Origin of the sequence: Polaromonas sp., from assembly GCF_049790275.1 — a bacterium.
GTDB lineage: Bacteria > Pseudomonadota > Gammaproteobacteria > Burkholderiales > Burkholderiaceae_C > Polaromonas.
In genome coordinates this window covers 1-25807 of record NZ_JBAQYR010000145.1, presented here as the reverse complement: position 1 = coordinate 25807, position 25807 = coordinate 1, and the positions used below count along the sequence as shown (strand labels likewise).

The window sequence follows — 25807 nt, the reverse complement described above, 5'->3', positions numbered from 1 at the left end:
GGGCAGCACCAGGCCGCGCAGCACTGCATCGACCGTGGTCAGGCGCACCCGGCCGGAGACCTCTTCGCCGGCACGCAGGGTTGTCGCGCGCGCCGCCTCCAGCTCGGCCTCGATGCGCTCGGCATGCAATGCGATGGCATGCATGGCGTCGGTGGGCAGGTAGCCCTGGCGCGAACGTTCGAACAGGCGCTGGCCCAGCCCTTTCTCGATGCGCTGGACCGCGCGGAACACGGTGGAGGCATCTGCGCCCAGCCGCGTTCCCGCCTGCGCCAATGTGCCGCCACGCACCAGCGCCAGCAGCAGCTCCAGGTCGGCGGCGCTCAGTTTGTATTGCATTTTTGCAACCATAGATTTCCTTTCCACGTATTTTCTTTGCGCTGGCGCAATCATAAAGTTACGCCACCTCCCACTTGACTGAAAGGACTTTCATGAAGCTTTACTACACCCCCGGCGCCTGTTCCCTGGCCGTGCACATTGCCTGCCGCGAGGCCGGGCTGGCGCCCCGGCTGGTTCGCGTGGACCTGGCCACACGCCGCACCGAAAGCGGCGAAGACTTTGACCAGATCAATCCGCGCGGCTATGTTCCCGTGCTGGAACTTGACGACGGAAGCCGGCACACCGAGGCCGCCGCCCTGCTGCAATGGCTAGGAGAAAGCCACAACCTCCTGCCTGCCCATGGCGCGCCCGCCCGCATGGAAGCCCTGGAATGGCTGACCTTTATTGCCACCGAACTGCACAAGGGTTTTGGCCCGCTCTTCAACCCGGCGATTGACGCCGCAACACGCGAAACAACCATCGCAAAACTTTTGCGGCGCTTCGGCACGGTTGAGCGCCACCTGGCCAGCCGCGACTGGCTGGCCGGCGACAGCTTCACGGTGGTCGATATCTATGCCTTCACCATCCTCGGCTGGGGCCAGTTCTTCAAGATGGACCTGTCGCCTTTCCCGCGCGTGCTGGGCTATCTCCAGCGCATAGCCCAGCGGCCGGCGGTGTTCGCCGCGCTGCAGGCAGAAGGCCTGGTGCCGGCATGAAGGCGCCGGCCCCTGCCCTGACGCTGGTGAGCCATGCGCTGTGCCCCTATGTGCAGCGCGCGGCCATCGTGCTGCTGGAAAAAGACGTGCCCTTCACGCGGCGCGACGTGGACCTGGCGGCCAAACCCGACTGGTTCCTCGCCGTGTCACCGCTTGGCAAGACACCGGTGCTGCTGACGGAGAACACGGCTGTTTTCGAATCTGCCGTGATCTGCGAATACCTGGAAGACACCAACGGCCCGCCGCTGCACCCGGCCCAGCCGCTGGAGCGTGCGCGCCACCGCGCCTGGATGGAGTTCGGCTCGGCGACGCTTGCAACGGTGTGGGCTTTCTACACCGCGCCCGATGCGGCTTCCCTGCAGGCGCGGCGGGCCGAACTGCAGCAGCGCTTCGCACAGCTCGAAGCCGAGCTCGACGCGGCCGGGCCGTATTTTTCCGGCGCACGCTTCAGCATGGTGGATGCGGTTTTTGCGCCGGTATTTCGCTACCTCGACGCTTTCGAGGAGTGTGGCGAAACCGGCTGGCTGGACACCTTGCCGCGCATGCAGCGCTGGCGCACGGCGCTGGCTGCACGACCTTCTGTGCAGAAAGCGGCAACGGCGGATTACCCACAGCGTCTGCTTGCCTTCCTGCGCACCCGCGATGGTGAGCTGGCGCGGCGCATGGCGCACGCTGAGGTGTGATCCATCTGCTACCAGAACAATAGCTGTCTGCGCAGGCAGCTATTGGGCTGGAGGCCGTTTTGATGCATGAACAACGGCCGGCCGGCCCGGCCGGGTTCTCTCAGAACGTGGGATCCGAGAACACCTTCAGCTCAAACCTCTTGCGGCTGGCCGGGTCGTAAAACGATTGGCTCCAGGTGTCATTGGGAAGCAGCCAGCTTTTTTTGGCGTTCTTGGTACCGACGCGCCGGATCACGTCGCGGAAGTAGTAGTGCCGCCAAAGGCGGACAAACTCGCCAAGGTAGATGTCCGCCACCCGGGTGTCGCCGCGAATGACGAGCATGTTCTCGTCGTTGCCTGTGGTCGAGTTCAGTGAAAAATTGGCCGAACCGGTAATCACCACCGGGGCCTTGGACAGCGGGTCCACGATCATGAATTTGTTGTGGACGTAGTGGACGTTCTTCGTATAGCCGGTGCGGCTCAGCTCCTTGAGCCAGCGCATGTAGCCGTTGTTGAGGTCCGACGGCAGCCCGCCGCCAATGGCGATCTGGTTGCTCCTGAACTTCAGCAGCTCGTCGGTCCGGGCGCGGGACGACTCATTGTTTCCCTTGCTTTCCATCAGGATGTATGAGGGCACGTCGCGCTCGGTATTGAAGGCGTCCCCCATCTCCGCGCCAATGCCGAAGGCGGAGGTGAAAAACACGGCTTCCTGCGCACCCAGGGCAACATCCCGGTAGCCCAGCAGGGCTTCCTTGCCGGGCCGCGGCGAGAAGATGCATTCGGTGCCGGGCTTGTCGGTGGCGTCCGGCACCGGCGACAGTTCTTCAACCTTGGGCCGCAGGGTCTTGTTGTCTTCGTCCTGCGCCAGCAGTTCCCAGTAGTCCAGGTAGGCCTGTGCCGTTTTTGCGTTTTTCACCATGTGGCCGACATTGCTCTGGCCGAACACACCGCTGGGCGTGATGTTGGTCGAGCCCGTCCACACGGCCACGGGCTTGTCGTTCTTCATGAGAATGAGGAACTTGTTGTGCGCAATCGAACTTGCGCTCGCCGTGCGCGGTATGACTACTTTGGTCAGGCCTGCGGCAAGAACATTCTTCTTGTTGTCCTTCGCCGGGCCGTTCGCCTTGACCCGCATGTCAATGACCAGTTGCACATCCTTGCAGCGTTTCTGGGCATCCACCAGGGCATCAATCACGGGCTGGTGCTTGAACTCGTAAAGTGCCCCGCGCAGGCCATAGGACTTGTCCTTCGCCATGGCAATGAAAGCAAGCAGCGCTTCTTCCAGCCCCCGCGACAGCCATCTCTGCGCCTTGCTGCCCACACTTTGCGGCGTGGCGCTGCCGAACTCCCGCGCGTAGGCCTGCGAACCTGCGATGCCGCGGTTGAACCAGACGGAATGCGTCGGCCCGTATTCAGGCTCTGTCCTGATGCTGCACTCCGCCTGCAACTGCTTGTGTTCCTTGAGTTCTCCCGGTTTGCCGGTGAGCGCCACCACGCGGTAGGTGTAGTCAGTGCCCGGGCTGGCGGTGAAGTCCTGCCAGAGGAAACCCTGGATGGGATAGTCCCGCGACGAAACCTTTTGCCCCACCTTGACGCTGGAGCTTTCGAAAACCTTCATGCCTTCCAGCCACTTGCCTTCATCTTCCCGGGAATGGTCGGTGCGATAAATCGCGAATCCCATCACGCCCCTGGCATCGACTTTTTTCAGCCCGATGCCAAAAAGCACCACATAGGTACCTGCAACGACGTTGACCTTGAGTTTGCGGTTGGTGGATTTGACGGTCTTGCGCATGGAAGTCTCTCCCGTGGTGTGCTGCCCGTACTGGGCACATGTTGACTGTGAAGCTTGTAAATCAGCCGCCGGTTCAAGTAAACCTCCATTTGGAGGAGGTCGATTGCATCCAGGAAATTTTGTCAGGACCGGCCCGTTGATGACGGTGACAAGGCACACCGGCTGGAAGGTAAAAAGGCACGGCGCTGGCGGCGCAAGATGGGCAGCGCGCTCCCTCAGCCCGGGCTGCGCGCCGATGCGTGCAGAAAAACCTGATGCTGTTGCGCAAAGACCACCAGCTGCCCGCCATGGCCGAAAAATATATTGCGTTGACGGTAATTATTTTTAGCTAAACAGGCCTCAATCCCTTATGCAGTTTGCGCAATCAGCTATCTATTCAATAGCAAAACCAAAGCCGACCGTGCTTTTTCATCGGCACGCACCATGCCGGCCACGAACAGCTGAAACCTCGCCCTGTCAAAACTGACAGCGGCATGGCGACGCAGCATTCAGCCCGTTCTGCTGCCGTTTTCCCCAGGCAAAGACCACTCATTGCCCGCGCCCGTTGCCACCCACCCCTGTCAGAGTTGACAGGTTGACGGTTGTTCTGGCGCCTCAGCACAATGACTTCATGGACAAGCGCGAAATCAAAGAGGCAGCCGGTGATGTGCGGGCCGAATCGCGAAACCTGGGCGGCATCAGCATGATGCGGGGCACCAGAGCCGACACTTGACCAGTTGCTACCCTCGTTTTGGCCGCCCCTTGAGGGCGGCTTTTTTTTTGCTTCCATCGGCGGCAGCTACCGCAACGGCTGATTCATTTGCGCGGCGTCCGGCAGGGTGGCTTTTCTTTGCACCGCCCGTCCGCTAAGCTTCATTCCCTCCAGAATGATGCAACGAGGCGAGCATGACAAGTTACTGGCTGATGAAATCCGAACCCGAAGAATGCTCGGTAGACGATGCGTTGGCCGCGCCCAAGGCCACAGTGCCCTGGGTCGGCGTGCGCAACTACCAGGCACGCAACTTCATGCGCGACGGCATGCGGGTGGGTGACGGCGTGTTGTTCTACCACTCCAGTTGTGCCGAGCCGGGCATCGTCGGCATCGCGCAGGTGGCGTCCACGGCTTACCCTGACCCGACGCAGTTTGACCCCAAGTCGCCGTATTACGACCCCAAGTCAAAACGAGAGGAGCCGCGCTGGCTGCTGGTGGACGTGCAGGTGCTGAAGAAAACGCGCAACCTCACCCTGCCCGAGCTGCGCATGGATGACGCGCTGGAAGACATGGTGGTGCTGCGCAAGGGCAACCGGCTGTCGATTACGCCGGTGGAGCCGAGACACTGGCGGGAAATATCCAGGCTGCTCGGCAAGCCTTGAGCCTCGGACCCCTTAAAAGTAACAAAAAGTTGTAGGACAAAGTAGCGACTTGCGGCCCCGCTGCGAGAACCCCTTGGATGTCGTAGGCAAGTGGCTATCATCCCTTGCATGTCCAGGTCCCCACCCCCGGTTTCGGAGCAGGCTTCCACTGACCGCTTCCGCCTCCTGGTGGATGCGGTGCAGGATTACGGCATTTTCATGCTTGACCCCCAGGGGATCGTGATCTCATGGAACATAGGCGCCCAGCGCATCAAGCAATACAGGCCAGACGAAGTCATAGGCCGGCACTTTTCCCTGTTTTACCCGCCCGAGGCCATTGCGGCGGAGTGGCCCGCAGAAGAGCTGCGGCGCGCGGCGCGCGACGGACGTTTTGAAGAAGAAGGCTGGCGCATCCGCAAGGATGGCACGCGCTTCTGGGCCAATGTGGTGATCACCGCCTTGAAGGATGAAAGCGGCTTGCTCACCGGCTTCGGCAAGGTCACGCGTGACCTCACGGAGCGGCGCATTCACGAGGAAGCCCTGCGCGAAAGCGAGCAGCGCATCAGGCTGCTGGTGGAAAGCGTGCGTGACTACGCGATTTTCATGCTCAGCCCCGAGGGCATCATCGAAAGCTGGAACAGCGGCGCGCAGCTCATCAAGGGCTACAGTGCGCAGGAAGTGATAGGCCGGCATTTCAGCATGTTCTACCGGCCGGAAGACCTGGCCGCCGGCTTGCCCGCCCGGGAGCTTGAGACCGCGCTGGCGGTAGGCCGGGCCGAAGAAGAAGGCTGGCGCGTGCGGCACGACGGCTCGGTTTTCTGGGCCAACGTGGTGATCGCGCCAATATATGACGCAGCAAAACAGCTGCGCGGCTTTGCCAAAGTCACGCGTGACATGTCGGAAAGGCGGCGCCTGCACGAGCTTGAAAACTCCAGCAAGCGCATGAGCGAGTTCCTGGCGATGCTGGCGCACGAGCTGCGCAATCCGCTGGCGCCCATACGCAACGCCATCACCATCCTGCAGCTGGAACCTTCCCCCAGCCCGATGGTGCGCAGCAGCCGCGACATGATCGACCGGCAGTTGTCCCACATGACGCGGCTGGTGGACGACCTGCTCGACGTGGGGCGCCTGACCACCGGCAAGATCCGCTTCAAGGCCGAAACGGTGTCCTACGCGCAGGTGGTAGCGCGCTCCGTTGAGGCGGTCCGCCCGCTGATGGATGCCCGCCGCCACCAGCTCACCGTGGACATGCCCGACAGCGGTCTCTGGGTCCAGGGTGACGCCACCAGGCTGGCGCAGGTGCTGCAAAACCTGCTCACCAATGCCGCCAAATACACCCCCGAAGGTGGCCAGATCGAACTGAAAGTCTGGCAGGAAGGCACCCAGCTGCACACATCGGTGCGCGACAACGGCGCCGGCCTGTCGGCCCAGGCCATCAACCAGATCTTCGAGTTGTTTTCGCAGGGCGATGCCCAGACGGTCGCCAAGGAAAGCGGGCTGGGCATCGGCCTGACACTGGCCCGCTCCCTGGTTGAAATGCACGGCGGGGCGCTGGGTGCCACCAGTGACGGCCCGGGCCAGGGCAGCACTTTCAGCTTCTTCCTGCCCCATGCCGGCACCGCAGGAGGCAACGCGGGTGACATGCGGGCACCTTCGCCAAGTCGGGTGATCATTGTCGTGGACGACAACCGCGATGCGGCCAACAGCCTGGCCGAAATCCTGCGACTGATGGATTGCAAGGTCAAGGTGGCCTATGACGGCCCATCGGCCCTGGAGCTTGCGCGCAAGCAGTTGCCCCAGGTCCTGATGCTGGATATCGGCATGCCGGACATGAACGGTTATGAAGTCCTGGCGGCCCTGCGCGCCATGCCGGGCGGCGGGCATGTGACGGCGGCCGCACTGACCGGATATGGCACGGACGAAGACAAAAGCCGGGCCACGGCCGCGGGCTTTGACGCCCATCTCACGAAACCGCTGGATTTTTCGGCGCTGCAGGATTTTTTGCAGTCCACCGGCGTGATGTCCTGAGCAAAATCGGCCTTTGGCTCTTGTCACCGCTGCATTAATTGCTACTTGAAACATAGCAAATTTTGCTGATTCACCCGAGAAACCGAAGGCGCTCTGTTCGCCAGCGCACATTCGTACAGAATTAAAACTACGCATTCGCCGGTCATTTTGTCCTGCGCAAAGGTATCCTGCGGTATGGGCGTAGATTTCAGTGTTCAACAGCGAAACGGGTACACCGTCGTACGCGTCGAGGGTGACCCCTCGCTTGAGGAATTCCTGGGTTTTGTGGAAGTGCTGGCCGAGCAGTCCCGCGGCTGGCAGGATGAACGCGCGCTGTGCGACCTGCGCAGTGTGCGCACCCTGAAGTCTTTCACCGAACATTACGCCGTGGGCCAGGCGGTGGCCCGGCATTTGCGGCACCTTCGCCAGGTCGCGTCAGTCGTGCCGGCCGACCGCATCACGCACACCAGTGAAAAAACAGCGCAAAGCGCCGGTGTCAACCTGAGGGTCTTCACCAGTGAAGGTGAGGCCATCAAGTGGCTCACCACGCCTGAATGAGGGCCTGACCCACCGGCCATCGCCATGCGCAGGCCGATACCATGGCGGTTTCCAATCGAACGGGAACACGCAATGAAACAGGCATGGATGGCGGCAATTCTGGTCGTGCTGGCGGGTTGTGCCGCCACCGGCAGCAAACAGGTGATGGGTACCAGGCCCTCGTACCTCGAGGCGACGACCGAGGCGGTGCCGAACGCCGCCGCGCTGGGCAACCGCATCTGGACACCCGGCCTGGATGACAGCTACGTGCCACAGGGGCTGACCACGGCCGGCGGCTATCTGTACGTCAGCAGCTACAAGCCCACGCCCGACCTGAGTGCCAACACCGGGCCCTGCCGGGTCTTTCGCATCGAGATGGCGACGGGGAAATCCGCAGGCGGCTTCGATATTCCTGCCGGTACCTGCACCCATTCGGGAGGCCTGGCCTATGTCGGCAAGGGCAGGCTCTTTCTGGCCGACACGCGCCAGCTGTTCCTGATCGATCTGGAAAAAGCGCTGGCTTCGGGCACCTCGGAAGGCGCAACAAAGGCGGTGAAAATCACGGGCGAGCTGCGCGGCTCTTATGCCACCTTTGACGGCAAGAACGCCTGGATAGGCACCTGGACCAAGGAGCAGCCCAAGGCCCGCATGTTCCGCCTTGATCTCCGCCTGTTCGACGACCACGACGGCCAGACGGTGAAGGAAGACCGCGCGCTGGAGTCGATTCCCGTGCCGCTGGAAGCACAGGGCGCGGCCTTCGACAAGGCCGGCAAGCTCTGGGTGTCGGCCAGCAACAGCAGGTGGGGCAAGCTCTACCGGCTGGACCGCCAGGGCAAGGTGCAGGCAGAGTACGACATGGCCGCCGGACTGGAGGACCTGAGTTTCGACGAGTCCGGCCGGCTGTGGGGCCTGTCCGAATCCGGCACCCGGAAGTACCTCCACTGGACGACCCGTTTCCCCTATCTCTTCACGATCGATGCAGGCAAGCTGCAGTAGCCTGCCGGTCGCCCGAAGCGCCGATATTCGGAATGAAATTGGCTGTCAGCCCTTTCCGGTATTGCGTAGTCGGCTACATAAAACATAGCATCTGCGTGACGTGCGGCGATGGAGACGGATCAGCCCGCCATGACGGGGCGCGCGGCGCAAGCCCACGGGCCTTCCAGGATGCAACTCCGGCCATCACGCACTGGCCTCGCGTTTGTGTAACTTATTTCCGCGTCGCATTGACAGGCTGCCGAGCCGTCAGCACAATTTGAACAAATGGATAAAACACTTGCTCAAACTAAGAAACGGCGTCCGGCCGCGGCCAGAACCACGCCAACCCGGGCCACGCGCGCCGACGGCAGCTCCACCCGAACGCTCATCCTCGAAGCCACGCGGCGACGCCTGGTCGAGCAGGGCTACGCCAACCTGAACGTGCGCGACATCGCCGCCGACGCGGGTGTCAACCACGCCCTGATCGGCTATCACTTCCGCGGCAAGCAGCAACTGGTGCTGGCCGTGCTGGACGAGGCCAACACCCGCCTGCTCGATCGCCAGGCCGGCATGTATGCGGCGCCCACCACCGCTTCGCAGAAGTGGCAACAGGCGCGCGCGTTCTACGAGGAAGACCTGAACTCCGGCTTCGTCAAGCTGTTGATGGAGCTGATGGCGGCGAGCTTTCACGACGAGGTGCTGCGCGCCGAATTCACGCCGCGGTTGCTGGCCTGGCAAAAGCTGATTGAAGTCGCGGTGGACGAATTCATCGCGAGCTCGAACCTGAAGCTGCCGGTGTCGGGCAGGGCCATCTCGGCCTGGATCACCTGGTTCTGGATTGGCATGGAAGCCAGCATGGCGCTGGGCATCCCCGAAAAGCAGGGCCACCAGCAAGAAGCGCTTGAAGCCATGGCACTGCTGCTGCGCCAGGCGGAAACCGCCAAAACCCAACGCAACCGCAAGAGGACATGATGGGTGAGACGCCAATCCGCATCCCCAAGCGCCTCGCGCTTGTAGCCGGCGAGCTGCCGGCACCGGGCACCCTGCCCGATCCCTACCCTTACGAAACTGTCGAGCCGCACCGCCAGGGCTTCGTTGAGCGCGACGGCGTGCGCACCTGGTACGGCCAGTTCGGCGAAAGCGGCCCATGGCTGGCCTTTGCGCCGATCTACCAGATCGCCAACACCTACCTGCTGCGCGGCGTCGTGCCCTGGCTGTCGCAGCATTTTCGTGTGCTGGTGATGGACCTGCGCGGCAACGGCCGCTCTGACCGCCCCGCCACCCAGGCCGGCTACAGCTTTGACCACTACTACGCGGACTTCGTCGCGGTGCTGGACGAGCTGGAAATCGAGCGCACGGCGGTGGTGGGTATTTCCGCCACGGCGATGACGGCCATCCGGCTGGCGCACGAGCAACCGCAGCGCATCTCGCACCTCATCAGTGCTGGCGGCTGGGTCAACATGCGCATGGAAGACCCGGCCATGCACGAGCTTGCCCAGCAGGCTTTGGTGAAGATGCGCAGCAACTGGCCAGCCTTCCTGGACGGCTTCTTCGGCGCAGCGTTCAACGAACCGCATTCGACCAAGCCACTGGAAGATGCGGTGGTTCGCAACGGCTGGGTCTCCAGCGGCGACATCGTGGCGATGGGCCGCACTGGCTGGCTGGGCAACGAAGTGCGTGAACTGGCCAAGGGCGTGCGTTGCCCCACGCTGGTGATTCACGGCGACAACGACAAGATCGCGCCGCTCAGCCAGGGTGAAACCATCGCCAGCCTGGTGCCCGGCGCGCGCATGCTGAAGATCGAGGGCGGCGGCCATCTGCTGGCGGGCCGCGACCCGATTGCTTTTGCCCGTGCCGTGCGCGATTTCGTGGGTGCGGCGCCCACACACGCGACCTGGGTGCGCGGCATGGCGCGCAAACGCAAAGCCCTTTTCATCTCCAGCGCCATCGGCCTGGGTCATGTGCAGCGCGACCTGGCGATCGCCCGCGAAATGCGCGCCCAGCAGCCCGACCTGCAGGTCGACTGGTTCACCGTGCACCCGGCGTCCACCTACCTGGAGCGCGAGGGCGAACGCGTCCACCCCATCTGCAAGCGCCTGGGCAACGAAAGCCGGCACTTCGAGAGCCAGGCGGGCGAGCATGACCTGCAGGCCTTCTTCGCATTGCGCACCATGGACGAGGTGATGGCGCTGAACTTCCTGGTCTTCGCCGAACTGATGAAGGCTGAGCACTATGACATCGTCATCGGTGACGAGGCCTGGGAGGTGGACTACCACTACCACGAGAACCCGGAGATCAAGCGCCAGCCTTTCGTCTTCCTCACCGACTTCGTAGGCTGTCTGCCCATGGAGGAAGGCAACGAGCGCGAGGCCTTCCTGTGCGCCGACCGCAATGCCGACGACATCGAGCATGTGGCGCGCTACCCCTGGATCCGCGACCGCGCGATCTTCGTGGGCAACGAGGACGACGTGCCGGAACTGCCCTTCGGCCCGGGGCTGCCCGAGATCCGCGACTGGACGAAGCACAACTTTGCCTTCACCGGCTATGCCCTGCCCTTTGACCCGAAGTTGCTGGCCGACACCGATGCCCTGCGCGCGCGCCATGGCTACACCCGCGATGAAAAGCTGGTGATCGCGGCGGTGGGCGGCACCTCGGTTGGTGGCTCGCTACTGCATCGCATCGCCCAGACCTTCCCGCTGATGAAGAAACAGGTGCCCGAGCTGCACATGGTGCTGGTGGCCGGCCCCCGCCTGCCGCGCGACGCCTTCCCCACGATGGATGGCCTGGACGTGCTGCCATACGTGCACAACCTGTTCGAACACCTCGCCTGCTCCGACCTGGCCCTGGTGCAGGGCGGGCTGAGCACCTGCATGGAGCTGGTGGCCACACGCCGCCCCTTCCTGCGTTTCCCGCTCGAGCGGCACTTCGAGCAGTGCATCCACGTCACCCACCGCATGCGCAACTACTGCGCGGAGTGCACGGTGCGTTTCAGCGACCTGACGGCGCGCGAGCTGGCCGACAAGGCGCTGCAGACCATGCACGCGCCGATCACCTACAAGCCGGTGGAAACCGACGGCGCCGCACGCGCTGCCCGGCAGATCCTGGCAGTGATGGAAAACCGCGCGTGGGCAGCGGCCTGATACATGGTTCCTCCATGGACGCGCTGTCCCAGATGCTGCGGATCCTGCGGCCCGAGCGCGCCAGTTTTTTCCAGGCGGAACTGAACGCGCCCTGGCGCTTCACCGCCCCGCCGGCAGTCAAGCCACCGGCGCCCTCGCAACCGGGACCGCAGCAACTGCTGCTGTACTACCACCTGGTCGAAGGCAACTGCACGCTGGAGATGGAAGGCCTTGCGCCACTGGTGCTGACGTCGGGCGATGTCGCCCTGGTGCCCAAGGGTGATGCCCACAGCATCGGCTCGGGCCCCCAGGCCATCAGCTGCGAGCCGGTGGACCTGCAGGCGCTGTTGCTCCGGCAGCCGCGCCAGTTGCGGACGGGCGGTTCAGGTCCGGCATCACGGCTGATCTGCGGCTACCTCGCCTGCGACCCCGCCCTGTGCGGCCAGGTCCTGTCGATGCTGCCCAGGCTTGCCTCGGTGCGCGTGGCCCAGGACGGGCAGATCGGTGCGCTCCAGGCCTTCATCGTTTCGGCACTGGCTCAGGAGTCTTCGCCCCAGCCCGGTGCCGAGTGGGTTCTGGCCAAGGCGTCGGAGATGCTTTTGGCCGAAACGCTGCGCCGCCACCTGGCCAGCCCGACGCGGGCGCAGGACGACTGGCTGGCCGGCCTGCGCGACCACATCGTCGGTCGCTGCCTCACGGTGATGTACGACCGTCCGGCGGACAAATGGACGCTGGATCGGCTGGCCAAAGAGGTCAACACCTCGCGCTCGGTGCTGGCCCTGCGGTTCACCCGGCTGGTGGGCCAGTCACCCATGAGCTACCTGACGCGCTGGCGCATGACGCTGGCAGCCGACCTGCTGTATGACAGTTCGCTGGGCCTGACACGCATCGCCGAAGAAGTCGGCTACGAAACCGATACGGCGCTGATCCGGGCCTTCCGGCGGGAGTTCGGCACGCCGCCAGCTGCGTGGCGGCGCGCGCGCCTGGCCGGGGCGAACACCGGCCAGTGATACGGTTTACGGGTTGACGGGCCCCGGATCGCGATCGGGCGAAGCGGGCGCCGCGTACATCAGCGGCCCCAGTGCCTCCTGGATGCGCGCAGCCTGTGTCTCGTTCAGCAGGCCGAACAACACCTTCTGGAAGCGCGGCTCCATCACGCCCGACACGATGTACTGCCAGCGGTAGGCCTTCAGGATCGCATCGGCCACCATGCCGCGCTGCTGCGCGGAGTATTCGCCGCGTGCTGCGGCGTTGAAGTAGGCCGCGTCTGCGCCGGCCTGTGCCTGCAGGATGCCGTCCACCGCCCCTACCAGCGCGATCAGGTCGTTGACGCCGGCGTCACGCTCGGCGGGTGTGACGCGAGCGTCCTCGCGCAGGAACTCCAGCTCATCGAGCACCGCATGCTGCGATTCTTCCTTCCAGTGAAACAGGAACACGTCCTTCCACAGCGCGCACAGCTCCTGCGGCTGGATGCTGGCGCGGTAGTGCGCCAGGGTGAACAGTTCGATGTCCAGCGTCAGGGCCAGCACCGACCAGGTGCTCTTCGCAAGTACGGCGCGGGCCACCTCGTCGGGGTCCACCGCGAGCCGGTAGCCGGCGGGCATGTCCTGGGCCATCATTTCCTCGAGCCGGCGGAACAGTTCCTGGTGCTTGAGCTCCTCATCGGTCATGCGCACCAGCGCCTGCAGCGCGACCTGGTCGCCCAGCGCATGGCCGCGGGTGATTTCCACCACCTTGGCACTGATGAAACGCTCGGCCAGGCCGAAGATGTTGGTGTAGCTGCGGCCCTGCACCTGGCTCATCAGCCGCTTGTCCCCGGGCGTGAGGAAGTCGAGTTCGTCGACCAGTGAGAGGCCGGCAGGAAGGAAGGTCCTGGCGTAGTCGAAATGGCGACCGCGAATCACGTCGCGGTCGATGTCCCAGCGCACGCGTTTGGAGTTGGCAACGGCCTTGGCGTACCGTTCGGAATTTGACAATGTTTCCATGGAGAGTCTCTGGATGGGTAAATGAAACGGCCGCTTCGGTCGCACCGGCGCAGGGTCTGCGGCCAGCGGGCGCCGCCCCGGGGCCGGGTCGGGGGGCGATGGCGGAAATTCTCCGCAGCACCCGCCGCGCCGTCCTTCCCCACCCGCTTGAAAAGCTGCCTCATCCGCTCGGATAAACTGGTCGCCCTACATCGAAAGAGAACGCAACATGGGCGCACAGTGGAAAGCAAAAGGCAAGGAACTGGCAGCGAATGCCAGAGGCAAGCTGTTCGGGCGTCTGGCCAAGGACATCATGGTCGCCGCGCGCGGCGGGGCCGACCCGGCGCTGAATTCCAAATTGCGCCTGGTGGTGGAGCAGGCGCGAAAGGTCTCCATGCCCAAGGAAACGCTGGACCGGGCCATCAAGAAAGGCGCCGGGCTCACCGGTGAGGCGGTGCATTTCGAGCACGTGATTTACGAAGGCTTTGCGCCGCACCAGGTGCCGGTGATGGTCGAATGCCTGACCGACAACCTGAAACGCACCGCGCCTGAAATGCGCGTGCTGTTTCGCAAGGGCCAGCTGGGTGCCTCCGGCTCGGTCTCCTGGGATTTCGACCATGTTGGCATGATCGAGGCCGAGCCCGCGGCGGCGGGCGCCGACCCGGAACTGGCCGCGATTGAAGCCGGCGCACAGGACTTCGAGGCGGGCGAGGCGGAAGGCAGCACGCTGTTTTTGACCGATGCCGCCGACCTGGACCTGGTGAGCCGCGCCCTGCCCGCCCAGGGTTTCACGGTCCTGTCTGCCAAGCTGGGCTACAAGGCCAAAAACCCGGTCAACCCGGCAAACCTGGACCCCGCACACCTGGAAGAAGTGGAAGCCTTCCTGGCGGCCATCGACGCGAACGACGATGTGCAGAACGTGTTTGTGGGCCTGGCGGGTTAGAGCCTGTTAACAGGTCTAGACGGACAGGCCTGAGCTGCCGGCACCCAATGTATTCATGCGTTCACGCGCCAGCGCCGCATGCAGTTGCCCCAAGGCAGAAACGCAATCCAGCACCGCCACCTGAATATGGCCGGTCGTGTCGGCTGCTTCCAGTGGGAGTGCTGATGCGGGCCGGTCACCCACCACGTTCGTCAGCCGCACCTGGATGGAACGGAACAGGGCATCCCAGTCGTCAATGGGAATCTGGAGATGAAGTTGATCTGGTGGGTTGTGCCCGGCCGGATGTGGTGCCGGGGGCAATTCAGGGGCGGAATGATCCGGCCCGGACAGAAGAGTCAGGTCCACAAAACCAAGCTCTTTCAGGGTTCTGTGCGCGAAATTTCGCATTTTTTTCGAGGAAAAATTGGCCAGTGACTTCATGTGGACACCTCCGAGCGTGCTGCACAGCGCTGCAGCGACGGTAAAGCGCTAACGCGACCGAGGCTCGGTCGCTGTTGCCTTGGGTCTGTTTATAGAAGCCTGGGGGACAAGCGTCGGTCCGGTAACGGACTTAGTCCAGCAATTTCAAAAAATATGTCAGACAGGACGCCGTCTGAACGCCCGAAAATGCCATTGATCGGGGAATGGACAAAGTTCGCACCGGAACTTCGGGCCATCCCGACCAGGCTCCTAGGCCGCCATCTCCATCGGTAGCAAGCGGTCGTATTCGTCCTTGACCACCTGGTAACACTCGCAGGAGCGCTTCTCCAGCCCTTTGCGGTCCAGCACCTTGATGCGGCCGCGGGCGTAGCTGATCAGCCCGGCCTCCTGCACCTTGAGCGCCGCTTCCGTCACGCCGACACGGCGTACGCCGAGCATGTTGGCAATCAGTTCCTGGGTCATCACAAGTTCGTTGCCCGGCAACCGGTCCAGGCTAAGCAACAGCCAGCGGCACAGCTGTTCGTCCAGGGAGTGGTGCCGGTTGCAGACCGCTGTCTGGGACATCTGCGTGATCAGCGCCTGGGTATAACGCAGCAGCAAATTCGTCACCGGCCCGGCTTTGTCAAATTCATCCTTCATGAACTGTGCCTTCAACCGGTAACCCCTGCCCCCGCTCTGCACCACGGCTCGGCTGGGCGTTGAATTGCCGCCCATGAAAAGCGAGATGCCCACAATGCCCTCATTGCCGACAACAGCAATCTCGGCCGAGTCGCCGTTTTTCATCACGTACAGCAGCGACACAATGGCTGAAGTGGGGAAATACACAAAGTGCTCGGCTGTGCCGGACTCGTACAGCACCTTGCCCAGCGGCATGTCAAACAACTCCAGATGCGGCAGCCAGCTCTTGAGCTGGGCGTCGGGCAAGGCCGCAAGCAGGCGATTGAGTTTTATCTCGCTCGAACTCGCAACCACGACCTTGGGATGTGAATCTGTCGAAGCGTGCGTTGTTTTTGCTTTGGATGAAGACGTAGTCAATGCGGAACCAGGTGATGGGTTGTCTTCGAAAGCGACCGGATGGTTGCCCGAATCAACCCTGCTTTCAGCTTACGGCGTTCACCTTACTTTGTATGTGCGATAGCGCACTGTCGAAAACGGTTCTTCCGAACGCGAACAAACGCGCTGCGAACGTGAATGCCCCTTATCCGGTGGTGGACTTCAGCGCCACCATCACCACGATGACCACGGCAAGGACCAGGGAAACGCCCTTCCAGAAAGCCACCGGGTTGCGCTCCAGCAAGGGCGGGCGGGTCTTGTCCAGGAATGCCTGGTTGGGATGGCGCAGGTCGTACAGGAACTCTGACAGCTCGCCGTAGCGTTTGGCGGGGTTTGGATGCACGGCTTTGCGCAGCACGCCGTCTATCCAGGCGGGTATGTCGCGGTCTTCATCCAGCACGGAGTCGTAGCGCAGCCTGTTTTGCGCGGCCCGGGTCCGGCATTTGGCTACTTCAGCGCCGTAGGGCAATTTGCCCGTCAGCATCTGGTAGGTGATGACGCCGAGCGAGAAGATGTCCGAGCGGGTGGTGCCGCCCTCACCCAGGAAATATTCCGGCGCGGAATACTGGGCGGTGCCCAGGATGTCTTCGTGCCCGCCGGACGCGTCTGCTTCCATGAGGCTGGCCACGCGGGTTGAGCCGAAGTCGATGATTTTGGCCGTGCCGGTCCTGTCGATCATGACGTTGTCGGGCCTCAGGTCCTGATGCAGCATCTCCAGCCGGTGAAACGCAAGCATGCCTTTGGCGATTTGCTCCACCAGCCCGCGCACCGCTTCCAGGCCGGGCCGGGGGTTGTCAATCATCCACTGGCTCAGCGTTTGTCCGTCGATGTATTCGGTGGCGACGTACACAAAGTGGCGTTTTCGGGTCGGCACGTAGGGCTTGAGCACATGCGCGCTGTTGATGCGCCGGGCGATCCACTCTTCGGTCAGAAACCTTTCGAGGTAGGCCGGGTCGCCGCCCAGGTCTATGGACGGTGTTTTGAGGATGACAAGCGCACCTGTTTCATTGTCAGTGGCCAGGTAGATATGGCTGCGGCTGCTGCCATGCACTTCGCGGATGATGGTGTAGCCATCGAATTCCGTCCGCGCAGCGAGGATGGGCGGAAGCGGCAAGCCGGAGAGCTGCTGGACCATCTCAACAGCCTGCCCGCGGGGCAGCTCATCGACGCGCACGACCTGGGCCGTGAGGTTGTCGGTGCTGCCCTGCTGCAGGGCTTTGTCGACGATGGTTTTTGCTGCGGCATCAAGACCTTCAGGCACATCGGTACTGCTGCGGATGATGCCGGCCATGTCGTGCTCGCTGACATGTTCGTACACGCCGTCGGTGGCCAACAGAAAGATGTCGCCCTGCTCGACCTGCTGGGTCTGGTAGTCGATTTCAAGCTGCGGCTTGATGCCAAGCGCACGGCCCAGATAGCTTTGACCCTGGGAAATCCACACGCGATGGTCGCTGGTGAGCTGCTCCAGCGCCTTGCCGCGCAGACGGTAAATGCGTGAATCGCCCACATGAAAAATATGCGCGGTGGTCGACTTGATGACCACGGCGCTCAAGGTGCACACATAGCCCTTGTCTTTGTCGTAGCGGTACTGGCTCTTCTGCGTCTGCGCATGCAGCCAGGAGTTGGTGGCGCTCAAAATCCGTTCGGCCGATGTCTTGACCGACCAGGCCTCGGAGGTGCAGTAATAGTCTTCAAGGAAACCGGCGACAGCGTACTGGCTGGCCACATCGCTGACGGCGCTGCTGCTGATGCCGTCGGCCAGCGCAATGGCGATGCCCTTGGCGCTCAGCTGAGGCTCTTTCGGTACATAGATACCGTGGAAATCCTGGTTGGCTTCCTTGCGGCCCTTGTCCGAATACTGACCTGCCGATATCTTCAGTTCACTGGACATGTAAGGCACCGAAAAAACCCCCGTGCATCCTGCATGCACGAGGGCTTTTGTTGTTGGGACGGATTATTTGAAGGAACGTGTCGGTCCGGTTTTGATGTGTGTGGCATACAGGGTCAGACCGGTGAAAGCCAGGCCGCCCACCAGGTTGCCCAGCACCGTCGGGATTTCGTTCCAGATCAGGTAGTCCATGATGGTGAAGTGCGCGCCCAGCAGCAGGCCCGAGGGAAACAGGAACATGTTCACGATGGAGTGTTCGAACACCATGTAGAAGAACAGCATGATGGGCATCCACATTGCGATCACCTTGCCGCTCACCTGAGTGGAGATCATCGCACCCACCACGCCGGCCGACACCATCCAGTTGCACAGCATACCGCGTACGAAGAGCGTGAGCATGCCGGCGGCGCCGTACTTCTGGTAGCCCAGCGTGCGGTTCTCGCCGACGACGCCGATGGCCTTGCCGACGGCGTTGGGTTCGGTCGAGAAGCCGTAGGTGACGTAGATCGCCATCATCACGGCCACCGTGAAGGCGCCCACGAAGTTGCCGACGAACACCAGACCCCAGTTGCGCAGCACGCCGCCGAGGGTAACGCCCGGGCGCTTGTCGATCAGCGCGAGCGGGCACAGCACGAACACACCTGTGAGCAAATCGAAGCCGAACAGGTACAGCATGACGAAGCCCACCGGAAACAGCACGGCGCCCAGCAGCGGCTGGCCTGTCTGCACGTTGATGGTGACAGCGAACCAGGCCGCCAGGGCCAGAATGGCGCCGGCCATGTAGGCCCGCACCAGCGTGTCGCGGGTGGACATGAAGATTTTGGATTCACCCGCATCCACCATCTTGGTCACAAATTCCGAAGGCACTAAATAAGACATACGTTCCTTTAAATCCCGATCAGCCAAAAAAAAATCCACTTCGAGATCTTCAAAAAAAGATGAAGACCGAAGTGGACGCCGTTATCCATTCAGATCGATCGGGCACCGCGAAGTTCGCCGTACCCTGCGCAGGCCTTCGTTAGCCTGACCCGAGGGATAAAGCACATACCGTGCCGTCAAAATGCACCACGAATCACGCCTCGTCATGCGCTCAGGCACTGTGAAGGCGAAAGTACTGCCCCAAATTTGTGCACCGCACTCCATTGGCAGATATTTTGGTGCCAGCATATCCATTGACCGGCCAGGGCAGTGCTGACCTGCGCGGTGTGCCGAATGGTCCGGCGTCTTGCCGCAGTGCCAGCGGGTACCGGGCAGAACCGCCGCTTTCCAGCAGGCGGCTGATTCATGAAGCTGACATGTCGTCCCAAAAAAATAGGCGCTCCTACGCCTTATTTTTTTGGAGAAACCCATGGATCGCCGACAATTTTTCTATTCGACCACCGTGCTGGGAGGCTCGGTCATGGCCCTGCCCCGCTTCGCCCGGGCGCAGACAGCCCCCGCCCTCGTCACACGCGACGCCATGCGGCCGCAGATGGCCCACGGAATCCAGAGTGGCGATCCCAAGGCGGACGGCGCGGTCATCTGGACCCGCAGCGACAGGCCTTCACGCCTTTGGCTGGAATGGGCCACGACGGCCAGCTTCGCCAATGCCTCGCGCGTGCGGGGGCCTTACCTGATGGATGACACCGACTTCACAGGGCGTGTGGACCTGACGGGCTTGCCGGCGGGCCAGGAAATTTTCTACCGCGTGGTGCTGCAGGATCTGCATAACGAGCGTGTGCTGTCTGAACCCATGGCCGGCCACCTGCGCCTGCCTGCCAGCACAGGGGCCAAGGCTGTCCGCGACGTGCGCTTTACATGGAGTGGCGACACGGCCGGGCAAGGCTGGGGTATCAACGAGGCCTGGGGCGGCATGAAAATCTACGAGCAGATGCGAAAGGTCAACCCTGACTTTTTCCTGCATTGCGGTGACACGATTTACGCCGATGGCCCCATTGCCGCCCAGGTCAAACTCGCCGATGGCTCCCTGTGGAACAACGTGGTCACCGAAGAAGTCAGCAAGGTCGCGGAAACGCTCAACGAATACCGTGGCCGTTATCGCTACAACCTGATGGACGCCAATGTGCGCCGCATGGCGGCTGAAGTGCCGCAAATCTGGCAATGGGATGACCACGAGGTGGTCAACAACTGGTCGGATTCCAAAGACCTCGCTGCCGACAAGCGTTACACAGAAAAGAATATTCCCTTGCTGGTGGCGCGCGCCACCAAGGCTTTTCATGAATTTGCACCTATCCGCCGCACCGCCGACGTGGAAAGCGAGCGTGTGTACCGTCATCTGCCACAGGGCCCCCTGCTGGACATGTTTGTGGTCGACATGCGCAGCTATCGCGGCCCCAACACCCACAACCTGCAAACCAGCGAGACCGAAGAAAGCGCCTTCATGGGCCGCCCTCAAATCGCATGGCTGCTGGATGGCCTCAAGCGTTCGAAGTCAGTCTGGAAAGTGATCGCCGCCGACATGCCCATCAGCCTGCACGTGGGCGATGGCAAAGAAACCGACGGGCGCGACCGTTGGGAAGCCAGTGCCAACGGCGACGACGGCGCCCCCCTGGGCCGCGAAATCGAAATTGCGCGCCTGCTGCGCGAGATCAAGCGCGCCGGCATCAGGAATGTGGTGTGGCTGACCGCCGATGTGCACTACACCGCCGCGCATTATTTTGACCCGGCCAAGGCCCGGTTCAGTGACTTCTCGCCATTTTGGGAGTTTGTGTCGGGCCCGCTCAACGCCGGTGGTTTTGGGCCCAACAAAACCGACGCGACCTTTGGCATGCAGGTGATATACCAGAAAGCCCCGAACGAAGTGAACGCGCCGCCTACCAATGGCATGCAGTTTTTTGGTCAGGTGGACATCGATGCCAAAACCAAAGCCATGACGGTCACCCTAAAGGATTTGGCCGGCGCGTCGCTCTATACCAAAACGCTGGCACCGCAGCGAGGCTGAGCGGCATGGAACGGGTCAAGCCCGCAATGACGGGCAACGCAGTTCAGGGGCGCTTGCTCTCTATCAGCCTGACCAAGGCCCACAACACCCGGTTGGCCGGCGTAGGCACGCCTAGCGCCTCACCGCGTTTGACGACCAGCCCATTGAGGTAGTCGATCTCGGTGGGCTTGCCGCGCGCCAGGTCTTGTGCGGTGGATGAAAACTGGCTGGGCATGCTGCCAGCCAGCTTGTCCACCGCCAGGTGCATGTCACCTTGCACCTGCACGCCTTCGGCCTCTGCCACGGCCAGGGACTCGGCCACCACGTCGCGCATCAGGTCCTGCACACCCTCGCCGGCCACCGTCTTGCCATAAGGCAGCTGGGTGATGGCCGAGACAGCGTTGTAGGCGCAGTTGAGGATCAGCTTGGCCCACAAGGCACCGCGCACGTTGTCGGAGATCTCTGCCGGCACACCGGCAGCGATCAGGGCCTGCGCCACGGTTTGGCTGGCCGGGGACGGCTCGATCACCAGCTCGCCACGGCCATGGTGTTTGACGTGGCCGGGGCCGGCCATTTCGGTGGCGACGTAAACCACGGCGGCGGCCACGGCATGCTGCGGCAGCACCGTGCGCAGCCGGTCGGCGTTGTCCACGCCGTTCTGCAGGCACAGTACCAGCGCACCTGGCGCCAGGTGCGGTCGGATCAGTGCGCCAGCTGATTCGGTGTCGGTGGACTTCACGCTAAACAGCACCAGGTCGGCGCCTTGCACGGCAGCAGGCTCGCTGCTGGCGGCCAGGCGCACATGCTCGTCGAAGCTGCGGGTTTCCATGTGCAGGCCGTCGCGTGTGATGGCTTCCATATGCTGAGGCCGGGCGATCAGCACCACGTCATGCCCGGCGCGCGCGAGCATGCCGCCGTAATAACAACCGACGGCGCCGGCGCCCATGACAGCAACCTTGAGTCGGCTTTTGGCGCCCTGTTGTTCGGTGGACGGGATGCTGGCCATGCTGGAACTTTCGTGTGGTGAACGGGAAAACGTATTCTAGGGAGGGCGCCGTTTTTGCGTCGGCGAGGTGCCGCAGCCGAAGATTGACATCAAAACAGACTACAGCCCTTGCTACGCGGGCGCAAGCAGCTATGAAAACAGTAGCATACAAACCACCCTCAGGAAGCTGCAGGCACTTTTTACCTGTTTTCGGGGGGCGTTTTGTCAGCCTGGACGGCGGGCCGCCGATGTCGCGAGAAAAAAGTCCACATCATCAGCGAGGCGTCGGGCCCTTCCGGTGCGCTGAATTCCATGCTCGCATCGCCGCCGCTCCAGGCATGGCCCAGGCAGGCGATCTCGCAGGTCACGAGCTGCGGTTTTCGGCCGGCATAGGAAGTCGTGCTCTGGTAGGCGTGGCGCGGGCTGCGTCCCCCGGTGCGCCCCGGGTAGCTGCGCTGCACCGGTTCGGCTTCGCCGAGAAACGGTGCGTTGAGGGTTTTCAGTTGCTCCGAGAGCTGGTCGGCATTGACGCGCCGGACCACCGTGTCGCGCTCGCCGTGCAGGACGATGGCGGGCATGCCAGGAAACTGCGGCTGCGAACGCAGCAGCGCCTGCGCCGCATCGATGTGTGCATGGCCGGTGCCGTGCTGCATGGCCCGGTAGGCGCTCATGGCGGAGTCGGTGGTGCCGAACACCGGCGCCGAGTGCAGGCCCAGCGCAGCAATCCTGTCGGGGTGATGCAGGGCCACCAGGGTGGCCATCGCGGCGCCTGCCGAGAGGCCGGCCAGGTAGGTCCGCGAGGTGTCCAGCCCGTGCTTGGCTTGCACATGCGCAATCATGTCGGCAATCAGCCGGACATCGCCCTGGCCCTGCTGTGTGGCCCGTTTGTACCAGTGCCAGCAGCGGTGCGCGTCGGTTGTGGTGGACTGCTGGGGGTAGAGCACGGCGAAACCCTTGCGTTCGGCCAGCTGGTTCATGCGCGTGGCGGCGGCGAACTCGGTGGCGGTCTGCTGGCAGCCGTGCAGCATGACGACCAGCGGCCAGGGCGCCGCGCTGGCACCGGCCGGCAGGTAGAGCCAGTACAGCATGCGCCGCGCCGGCGCGAGCTGGGCTGTGCCCGGCACTGAAAAATGCGCCTGCTTCCATCGCGCGGGCAAACCGGATACCGGTCGGGCCGGCCGCAAAGGCGGTTTGCGCAGGACCTGGCCTGCCTGGGCCCTGGCCGTTTTCACCGGCCGGGCACGGCGCGCCGCGGGCTGGGGCAACAGGCTCTGGAACAGCCTGCGGCCCTGCGCCTCCTGGGCCTTGCCCATGCGGCGCAGGCTCTTGAGCCAGAGGCTGCTGAGGCTCTTGCTCATCTTGCGGGACAAACGATGGAGGGGGGAAATGTCATCGGGTCAGGCCGTGTCGCGAAAGAAGGAGGAGTGCCACCTGGGCGCCTATATTAGTAAGCATACATTCATTTTGCTGCAGCGCAATAAAGATGCATTTACCTCCCATCTTCCCTTGTGGACCGGCCGTCGTCAGCCGTTACGATGGAGGGTCTGGTGCGCTATGCACCGTTTTTGCCCACTTTTCCCCTGCCATGCCTGATTTCCTGACCGCTGCCCTCTACAAATTCGTCTCCCTGCCCGACTTTGCCGGCCTGCAGGCGCCCCTGCAGTCCTTTTGCGAGGCGCAGGATGTGCGCGGCACGCTGCTGCTGGCCGAGGAAGGCATCAATGGCACGATTGCCGGCCCCGAAGCCGGCGTGCGTGCGGTGCTGGCCTATCTGCGCCGTGATCCGCGGCTGGCTGACCTGCCGCACAAGGAATCCTGGGCACAGAAGCTGCCGTTTTACCGCATGAAGGTGCGCCTGAAGCGCGAAATCGTCACGCTCGGTGTGCCCGGCATCAACCCGAACGAGATGGCCGGCGAATACGTGAAGCCGCAGGACTGGAACGCCCTGATCGCCGACCCGGACGTCGTCGTGGTGGACACCCGCAACGACTACGAGTTCGGCATAGGCACGTTCGAGCGCGCGCTCAATCCCCACACCCGGAGTTTTTCGGAATTGCCGGCCTGGGTGGAAGCACAGTCGGCGCCGGGCGGGCTGCTGGCCGCCAAGGACGGCAAAAAGCCCAAGGTGGCGATGTTCTGCACCGGCGGCATACGCTGCGAAAAATCCACCGCGTTTATGCGCACCCGCGGCTTTGAGGAGGTCTACCACCTGGAAGGCGGCATTCTCAAATACCTGGAAACCGTGCCCGAAACCGACAGCCTCTGGAAAGGCGAGTGTTTTGTTTTCGACGAGCGTGTCTCGGTGGTGCACGGCTTGGCGACCGGCCACTACGGCCTGTGCCGCGCCTGCCGCGACCCGATCAGCGAAGCCGACAAGGCCTCGCCGCTTTACGTTCCCGGCGTAAGCTGCCCGGCCTGCCACGACAAGAAAACCGAAGAGCAAAAGCGCGGCTTCATCGAGCGCCAGCGCCAGGTCGACTACGCCAACCGCCGGCGCCAGCCGCACATCGGCGCCAAACTGCCGTCATCGGGCGCAGAGGCCAAAGAAGGCTCCTGATGGGCGCCCTGCCCGCTCTCCCGATTCTCTACTCGTTCCGCCGCTGTCCGTATGCCATGCGTGCCCGCCTGGCGCTGGCCGTCAGCAAACAGCCGCATGAGCTGCGCGAAGTGGTGCTGAAAAACAAACCCGCCGACATGCTGGCCGCCTCGCCCAAGGGAACCGTGCCCGTGCTGGTGCTGCGGGGCGGCGAGGTGATCGAGGAAAGCCTGGACATCATGCGCTGGGCGCTGGCCCGCCACGACCCGGCGCAGTGGCTGTCACCACCGCAGGGCTCGCAGCAGGGCATGGATGCGCTGATCGCCGCCAACGACGGCGATTTCAAACGCCACCTGGACCGCTACAAGTACCCGAACCGCTATCCGTTGGAATCCGAAGGCGACGCCACCGGCTTTGCGCTTCAACATCGCAGCGAAGCGACGCGCTGGCTGGCGCAGCTCAACAATGGTCTGGCCTCCGGTTGGCTGATGGGCAGCCAGGCCAGCCTGGCTGACATGGCCATCTTGCCCTTCATACGCCAGTTTGCGCATACCGATGCCGACTGGTTCGCTGCTCAACCGTGGCCGCGTTTACAGGCATGGTTGGCGGCGTTTGAGAGTAGTGAACTGTATGCGGGCGTGATGGCCAAGCGTGAACCGTAGCCTGCTAGCGCAGCAATAGGATCGCTCAGGCCGTTTAAATGCCGTCTTTTAAAACTTACCTCCGCATTTATGATTCGTCGCGGGACAAGTCATTCAGCTAATCAGCGTCATACGTCATGAATATTTTTTACTTCGCCATCCGTCTTTCTTTTTTTGCAGCAATAACAACTCTTTGGGTGGGGTGTCATGCCGAGCAAATACTGACAGAGGCTTCCCGAAAACACCTGGAAGCTAATGTGGAGCTGTTCGCCAAGTCTTATTACGTCGGAACCGGTGCAGGCCACTTCGTCACCAGCGTCACACCAATCGATGTCGCAAATGCCGTTGCAATCGTTGGTGAAGTCGGGGATTTTGGGAGGGACCCCAACGCCTACACGGTTTACCTCAAACTCATCGAGCAAAAATGGCGGATTGTCAGAATTGAGTTCGTCTATAGGCAAACTGGCAAAAAAACTTCACAGGACGTTGTTCCTCCCTTCCCATATCCCGGCTGGAGAAAAAACGCGCCATGAATATGAGTCGTGCCTCTCAGATTTCCGGGGCGACCATCTCCGCATAGTCATACAGCGCCGCCAGCACTGCTTCCCCGCGCTCGTCCGCAGTTTCTGACAGCACATCAAGCTGGGCCAGAAACGCATCCACATTGCGCGCACCGCCTTCGCCTTCCAGCAGGCGTGCCGCGCGGTGCGCCTCCCAGCGCCCGGCATCTTCCTGTGAGAGTGTTTCGGGGAAATTGCGGGCGCGGTAGCGAAACACCAGCTCTTCGAGCCGGTCGTCGTCGAAGCCGGTGCGGCTGTGCGCGAGTTCGGCAGGCGGCAAGGCACGCAGCTGGTTCAGGCGCCGCCTGTCATCGTTGTTGATGAAGCCGCCGTACAGGTCTTCGTCCACGTCGGGAATGCCCTCCTTGGGCCGCGCAAAGACTTCGGGCCAGATGGCGCTCATGTCTGGCAGGCCGGCGGCTTTTTCGGCGTTGCGCAACGC

23 protein-coding genes and 1 pseudogene are annotated in these 25807 nt (G+C 62.8%); 14 read left to right on the top strand and 10 right to left on the bottom strand.

Features of this window, described 5'->3' with window-relative positions:
• A partial coding sequence (locus tag WA904_RS19760) for a LysR family transcriptional regulator (protein WP_425198839.1) occupies positions 1–348 on the bottom strand: 348 nt, incomplete at its 3' end.
• An 80-nt stretch (positions 349–428) separates the two neighbouring features.
• On the opposite strand from WA904_RS19760, the gene gstA reads away from it, so the two are divergent.
• Positions 429–1031 carry a glutathione transferase GstA gene (gstA, locus tag WA904_RS19755; RefSeq protein ID WP_425198838.1) on the top strand — a complete coding sequence of 201 codons (603 nt, stop codon included), beginning with the start codon at positions 429–431 and terminating at the stop codon, positions 1029–1031.
• Positions 1028–1714 (top strand): glutathione S-transferase family protein, encoded by a 687-nt coding sequence (locus WA904_RS19750; RefSeq protein ID WP_425198837.1) that lies wholly within the window; start codon positions 1028–1030, stop codon positions 1712–1714. The genes gstA and WA904_RS19750 overlap by 4 nt, the downstream gene beginning before the upstream one ends.
• A gap of 100 nt (positions 1715–1814) precedes the next feature.
• Here WA904_RS19750 and WA904_RS19745 read toward each other — a convergent pair whose 3' ends face one another.
• Positions 1815–3485, bottom strand: a complete 1671-nt coding sequence (locus tag WA904_RS19745; RefSeq protein ID WP_425198836.1) for a phospholipase D-like domain-containing protein — start codon at positions 3483–3485, stop codon at positions 1815–1817.
• Between the two features lie 885 nt (positions 3486–4370).
• On the opposite strand from WA904_RS19745, the gene WA904_RS19740 reads away from it, so the two are divergent.
• From WA904_RS19740 to WA904_RS19710, 7 genes are all read left to right on the top strand, one after another.
• Positions 4371–4838 carry an EVE domain-containing protein gene (locus WA904_RS19740; RefSeq protein ID WP_425198835.1) on the top strand — a complete coding sequence of 156 codons (468 nt, stop codon included), beginning with the start codon at positions 4371–4373 and terminating at the stop codon, positions 4836–4838.
• A 108-nt stretch (positions 4839–4946) separates the two neighbouring features.
• Positions 4947–6845, top strand: a complete 1899-nt coding sequence (locus WA904_RS19735) for a hybrid sensor histidine kinase/response regulator (RefSeq protein WP_425198834.1) — start codon at positions 4947–4949, stop codon at positions 6843–6845.
• Positions 6846–7019: 174 nt separating this feature from the next.
• Positions 7020–7382, top strand: a complete 363-nt coding sequence (locus WA904_RS19730; RefSeq protein ID WP_425198833.1) for an STAS/SEC14 domain-containing protein — start codon at positions 7020–7022, stop codon at positions 7380–7382.
• 72 nt (positions 7383–7454) lie between these two features.
• Positions 7455–8357, top strand: coding sequence for a hypothetical protein (locus WA904_RS19725; protein ID WP_425198832.1), 903 nt, complete (start codon positions 7455–7457; stop codon positions 8355–8357).
• Positions 8358–8621: 264 nt separating this feature from the next.
• Positions 8622–9308, top strand: a complete 687-nt coding sequence (locus tag WA904_RS19720) for a TetR/AcrR family transcriptional regulator (RefSeq protein WP_425198831.1) — start codon at positions 8622–8624, stop codon at positions 9306–9308.
• Positions 9308–11476, top strand: coding sequence for an alpha/beta fold hydrolase (locus WA904_RS19715; protein ID WP_425198830.1), 2169 nt, complete (start codon positions 9308–9310; stop codon positions 11474–11476). The genes WA904_RS19720 and WA904_RS19715 overlap by 1 nt, the downstream gene beginning before the upstream one ends.
• Before the next feature lie 14 nt (positions 11477–11490).
• The gene (locus WA904_RS19710; protein ID WP_425198829.1) at positions 11491–12465 is read left to right on the top strand and encodes an AraC family transcriptional regulator; all 975 of its coding nucleotides are present in this window, start codon (positions 11491–11493) and stop codon (positions 12463–12465) included.
• A 6-nt stretch (positions 12466–12471) separates the two neighbouring features.
• On the opposite strand, the gene WA904_RS19705 is transcribed toward WA904_RS19710, so the two are convergent.
• Complete coding sequence (locus tag WA904_RS19705; RefSeq protein WP_425198828.1) at positions 12472–13440, bottom strand: hypothetical protein; 969 nt, start codon at positions 13438–13440, stop codon at positions 12472–12474.
• Positions 13441–13648: 208 nt separating this feature from the next.
• Between WA904_RS19705 and WA904_RS19700 the strand changes: the two genes are divergently transcribed.
• Complete coding sequence (locus tag WA904_RS19700) at positions 13649–14362, top strand: YebC/PmpR family DNA-binding transcriptional regulator (RefSeq protein WP_425198827.1); 714 nt, start codon at positions 13649–13651, stop codon at positions 14360–14362.
• Between the two features lie 15 nt (positions 14363–14377).
• Here WA904_RS19700 and WA904_RS19695 read toward each other — a convergent pair whose 3' ends face one another.
• The 4 genes from WA904_RS19695 to WA904_RS19680 all read right to left on the bottom strand — a co-directional run bounded on the left by WA904_RS19695 (position 14378) and on the right by WA904_RS19680 (position 18602).
• A complete protein-coding gene (locus WA904_RS19695) occupies positions 14378–14782 on the bottom strand; it encodes a hypothetical protein (protein ID WP_425198826.1) in 405 nt (134 codons plus the stop codon).
• Positions 14783–15031: 249 nt separating this feature from the next.
• Positions 15032–15817 (bottom strand): Crp/Fnr family transcriptional regulator, encoded by a 786-nt coding sequence (locus tag WA904_RS19690; protein WP_425198825.1) that lies wholly within the window; start codon positions 15815–15817, stop codon positions 15032–15034.
• A 163-nt stretch (positions 15818–15980) separates the two neighbouring features.
• Positions 15981–17726 carry a protein kinase domain-containing protein gene (locus WA904_RS19685; RefSeq protein ID WP_425198824.1) on the bottom strand — a complete coding sequence of 582 codons (1746 nt, stop codon included), beginning with the start codon at positions 17724–17726 and terminating at the stop codon, positions 15981–15983.
• A 63-nt stretch (positions 17727–17789) separates the two neighbouring features.
• Positions 17790–18602, bottom strand: a complete 813-nt coding sequence (locus WA904_RS19680; protein WP_425198823.1) for a formate/nitrite transporter family protein — start codon at positions 18600–18602, stop codon at positions 17790–17792.
• Positions 18603–19071: 469 nt separating this feature from the next.
• On the opposite strand from WA904_RS19680, the gene WA904_RS19675 reads away from it, so the two are divergent.
• Positions 19072–20664: an alkaline phosphatase D family protein gene (locus tag WA904_RS19675; RefSeq protein ID WP_425198822.1), complete on the top strand. Its 1593-nt coding sequence runs from the start codon at positions 19072–19074 to the stop codon at positions 20662–20664.
• Between the two features lie 43 nt (positions 20665–20707).
• On the opposite strand, the gene WA904_RS19670 is transcribed toward WA904_RS19675, so the two are convergent.
• Both WA904_RS19670 and WA904_RS19665 read right to left on the bottom strand, forming a co-directional pair.
• A complete protein-coding gene (locus WA904_RS19670; protein WP_425198821.1) occupies positions 20708–21649 on the bottom strand; it encodes a ketopantoate reductase family protein in 942 nt (313 codons plus the stop codon).
• A gap of 179 nt (positions 21650–21828) precedes the next feature.
• Positions 21829–22986: an alpha/beta hydrolase family esterase gene (locus WA904_RS19665; protein ID WP_425198820.1), complete on the bottom strand. Its 1158-nt coding sequence runs from the start codon at positions 22984–22986 to the stop codon at positions 21829–21831.
• Positions 22987–23213: 227 nt separating this feature from the next.
• Here WA904_RS19665 and WA904_RS19660 point away from each other — a divergent pair, with 227 nt between their 5' ends.
• The 3 genes from WA904_RS19660 to WA904_RS19650 all read left to right on the top strand — a co-directional run bounded on the left by WA904_RS19660 (position 23214) and on the right by WA904_RS19650 (position 25338).
• Positions 23214–24185 carry a rhodanese-related sulfurtransferase gene (locus WA904_RS19660; RefSeq protein ID WP_425198819.1) on the top strand — a complete coding sequence of 324 codons (972 nt, stop codon included), beginning with the start codon at positions 23214–23216 and terminating at the stop codon, positions 24183–24185.
• Entirely contained in the window at positions 24185–24826 is a 642-nt protein-coding gene (locus WA904_RS19655; RefSeq protein WP_425198818.1) for a glutathione S-transferase, read from the top strand. The genes WA904_RS19660 and WA904_RS19655 overlap by 1 nt, the downstream gene beginning before the upstream one ends.
• Positions 24827–24942: 116 nt before the next feature.
• The gene (locus WA904_RS19650; RefSeq protein ID WP_425198817.1) at positions 24943–25338 is read left to right on the top strand and encodes a hypothetical protein; all 396 of its coding nucleotides are present in this window, start codon (positions 24943–24945) and stop codon (positions 25336–25338) included.
• 16 nt (positions 25339–25354) lie between these two features.
• On the opposite strand, the pseudogene sbcB reads toward WA904_RS19650, so the two are convergent.
• Positions 25355–25807, bottom strand: a pseudogene (sbcB, locus tag WA904_RS19645) (exodeoxyribonuclease I); the annotation flags it as partial.

Bases quoted from the DNA above. Each gene is read 5' to 3' on its own strand.
- gstA (WP_425198838.1), top strand. From the start codon at position 429: ATGAAGCTTTACTACACCCCCGGCGCCTGTTCCCTGGCCGTGCACATT.
- WA904_RS19750 (WP_425198837.1), top strand. From the start codon at position 1,028: ATGAAGGCGCCGGCCCCTGCCCTGACGCTGGTGAGCCATGCGCTGTGC.
- WA904_RS19745 (WP_425198836.1), bottom strand. From the start codon at position 3,485: ATGCGCAAGACCGTCAAATCCACCAACCGCAAACTCAAGGTCAACGTC.
- WA904_RS19740 (WP_425198835.1), top strand. From the start codon at position 4,371: ATGACAAGTTACTGGCTGATGAAATCCGAACCCGAAGAATGCTCGGTA.
- WA904_RS19735 (WP_425198834.1), top strand. From the start codon at position 4,947: ATGTCCAGGTCCCCACCCCCGGTTTCGGAGCAGGCTTCCACTGACCGC.
- WA904_RS19730 (WP_425198833.1), top strand. From the start codon at position 7,020: ATGGGCGTAGATTTCAGTGTTCAACAGCGAAACGGGTACACCGTCGTA.
- WA904_RS19725 (WP_425198832.1), top strand. From the start codon at position 7,455: ATGAAACAGGCATGGATGGCGGCAATTCTGGTCGTGCTGGCGGGTTGT.
- WA904_RS19720 (WP_425198831.1), top strand. From the start codon at position 8,622: ATGGATAAAACACTTGCTCAAACTAAGAAACGGCGTCCGGCCGCGGCC.
- WA904_RS19715 (WP_425198830.1), top strand. From the start codon at position 9,308: ATGGGTGAGACGCCAATCCGCATCCCCAAGCGCCTCGCGCTTGTAGCC.
- WA904_RS19710 (WP_425198829.1), top strand. From the start codon at position 11,491: ATGGACGCGCTGTCCCAGATGCTGCGGATCCTGCGGCCCGAGCGCGCC.
- WA904_RS19705 (WP_425198828.1), bottom strand. From the start codon at position 13,440: ATGGAAACATTGTCAAATTCCGAACGGTACGCCAAGGCCGTTGCCAAC.
- WA904_RS19700 (WP_425198827.1), top strand. From the start codon at position 13,649: ATGGGCGCACAGTGGAAAGCAAAAGGCAAGGAACTGGCAGCGAATGCC.
- WA904_RS19695 (WP_425198826.1), bottom strand. From the start codon at position 14,782: ATGAAGTCACTGGCCAATTTTTCCTCGAAAAAAATGCGAAATTTCGCG.
- WA904_RS19685 (WP_425198824.1), bottom strand. From the start codon at position 17,726: ATGTCCAGTGAACTGAAGATATCGGCAGGTCAGTATTCGGACAAGGGC.
- WA904_RS19680 (WP_425198823.1), bottom strand. From the start codon at position 18,602: ATGTCTTATTTAGTGCCTTCGGAATTTGTGACCAAGATGGTGGATGCG.
- WA904_RS19675 (WP_425198822.1), top strand. From the start codon at position 19,072: ATGGATCGCCGACAATTTTTCTATTCGACCACCGTGCTGGGAGGCTCG.
- WA904_RS19670 (WP_425198821.1), bottom strand. From the start codon at position 21,649: ATGGCCAGCATCCCGTCCACCGAACAACAGGGCGCCAAAAGCCGACTC.
- WA904_RS19665 (WP_425198820.1), bottom strand. From the start codon at position 22,986: ATGAGCAAGAGCCTCAGCAGCCTCTGGCTCAAGAGCCTGCGCCGCATG.
- WA904_RS19660 (WP_425198819.1), top strand. From the start codon at position 23,214: ATGCCTGATTTCCTGACCGCTGCCCTCTACAAATTCGTCTCCCTGCCC.
- WA904_RS19655 (WP_425198818.1), top strand. From the start codon at position 24,185: ATGGGCGCCCTGCCCGCTCTCCCGATTCTCTACTCGTTCCGCCGCTGT.
- WA904_RS19650 (WP_425198817.1), top strand. From the start codon at position 24,943: ATGAATATTTTTTACTTCGCCATCCGTCTTTCTTTTTTTGCAGCAATA.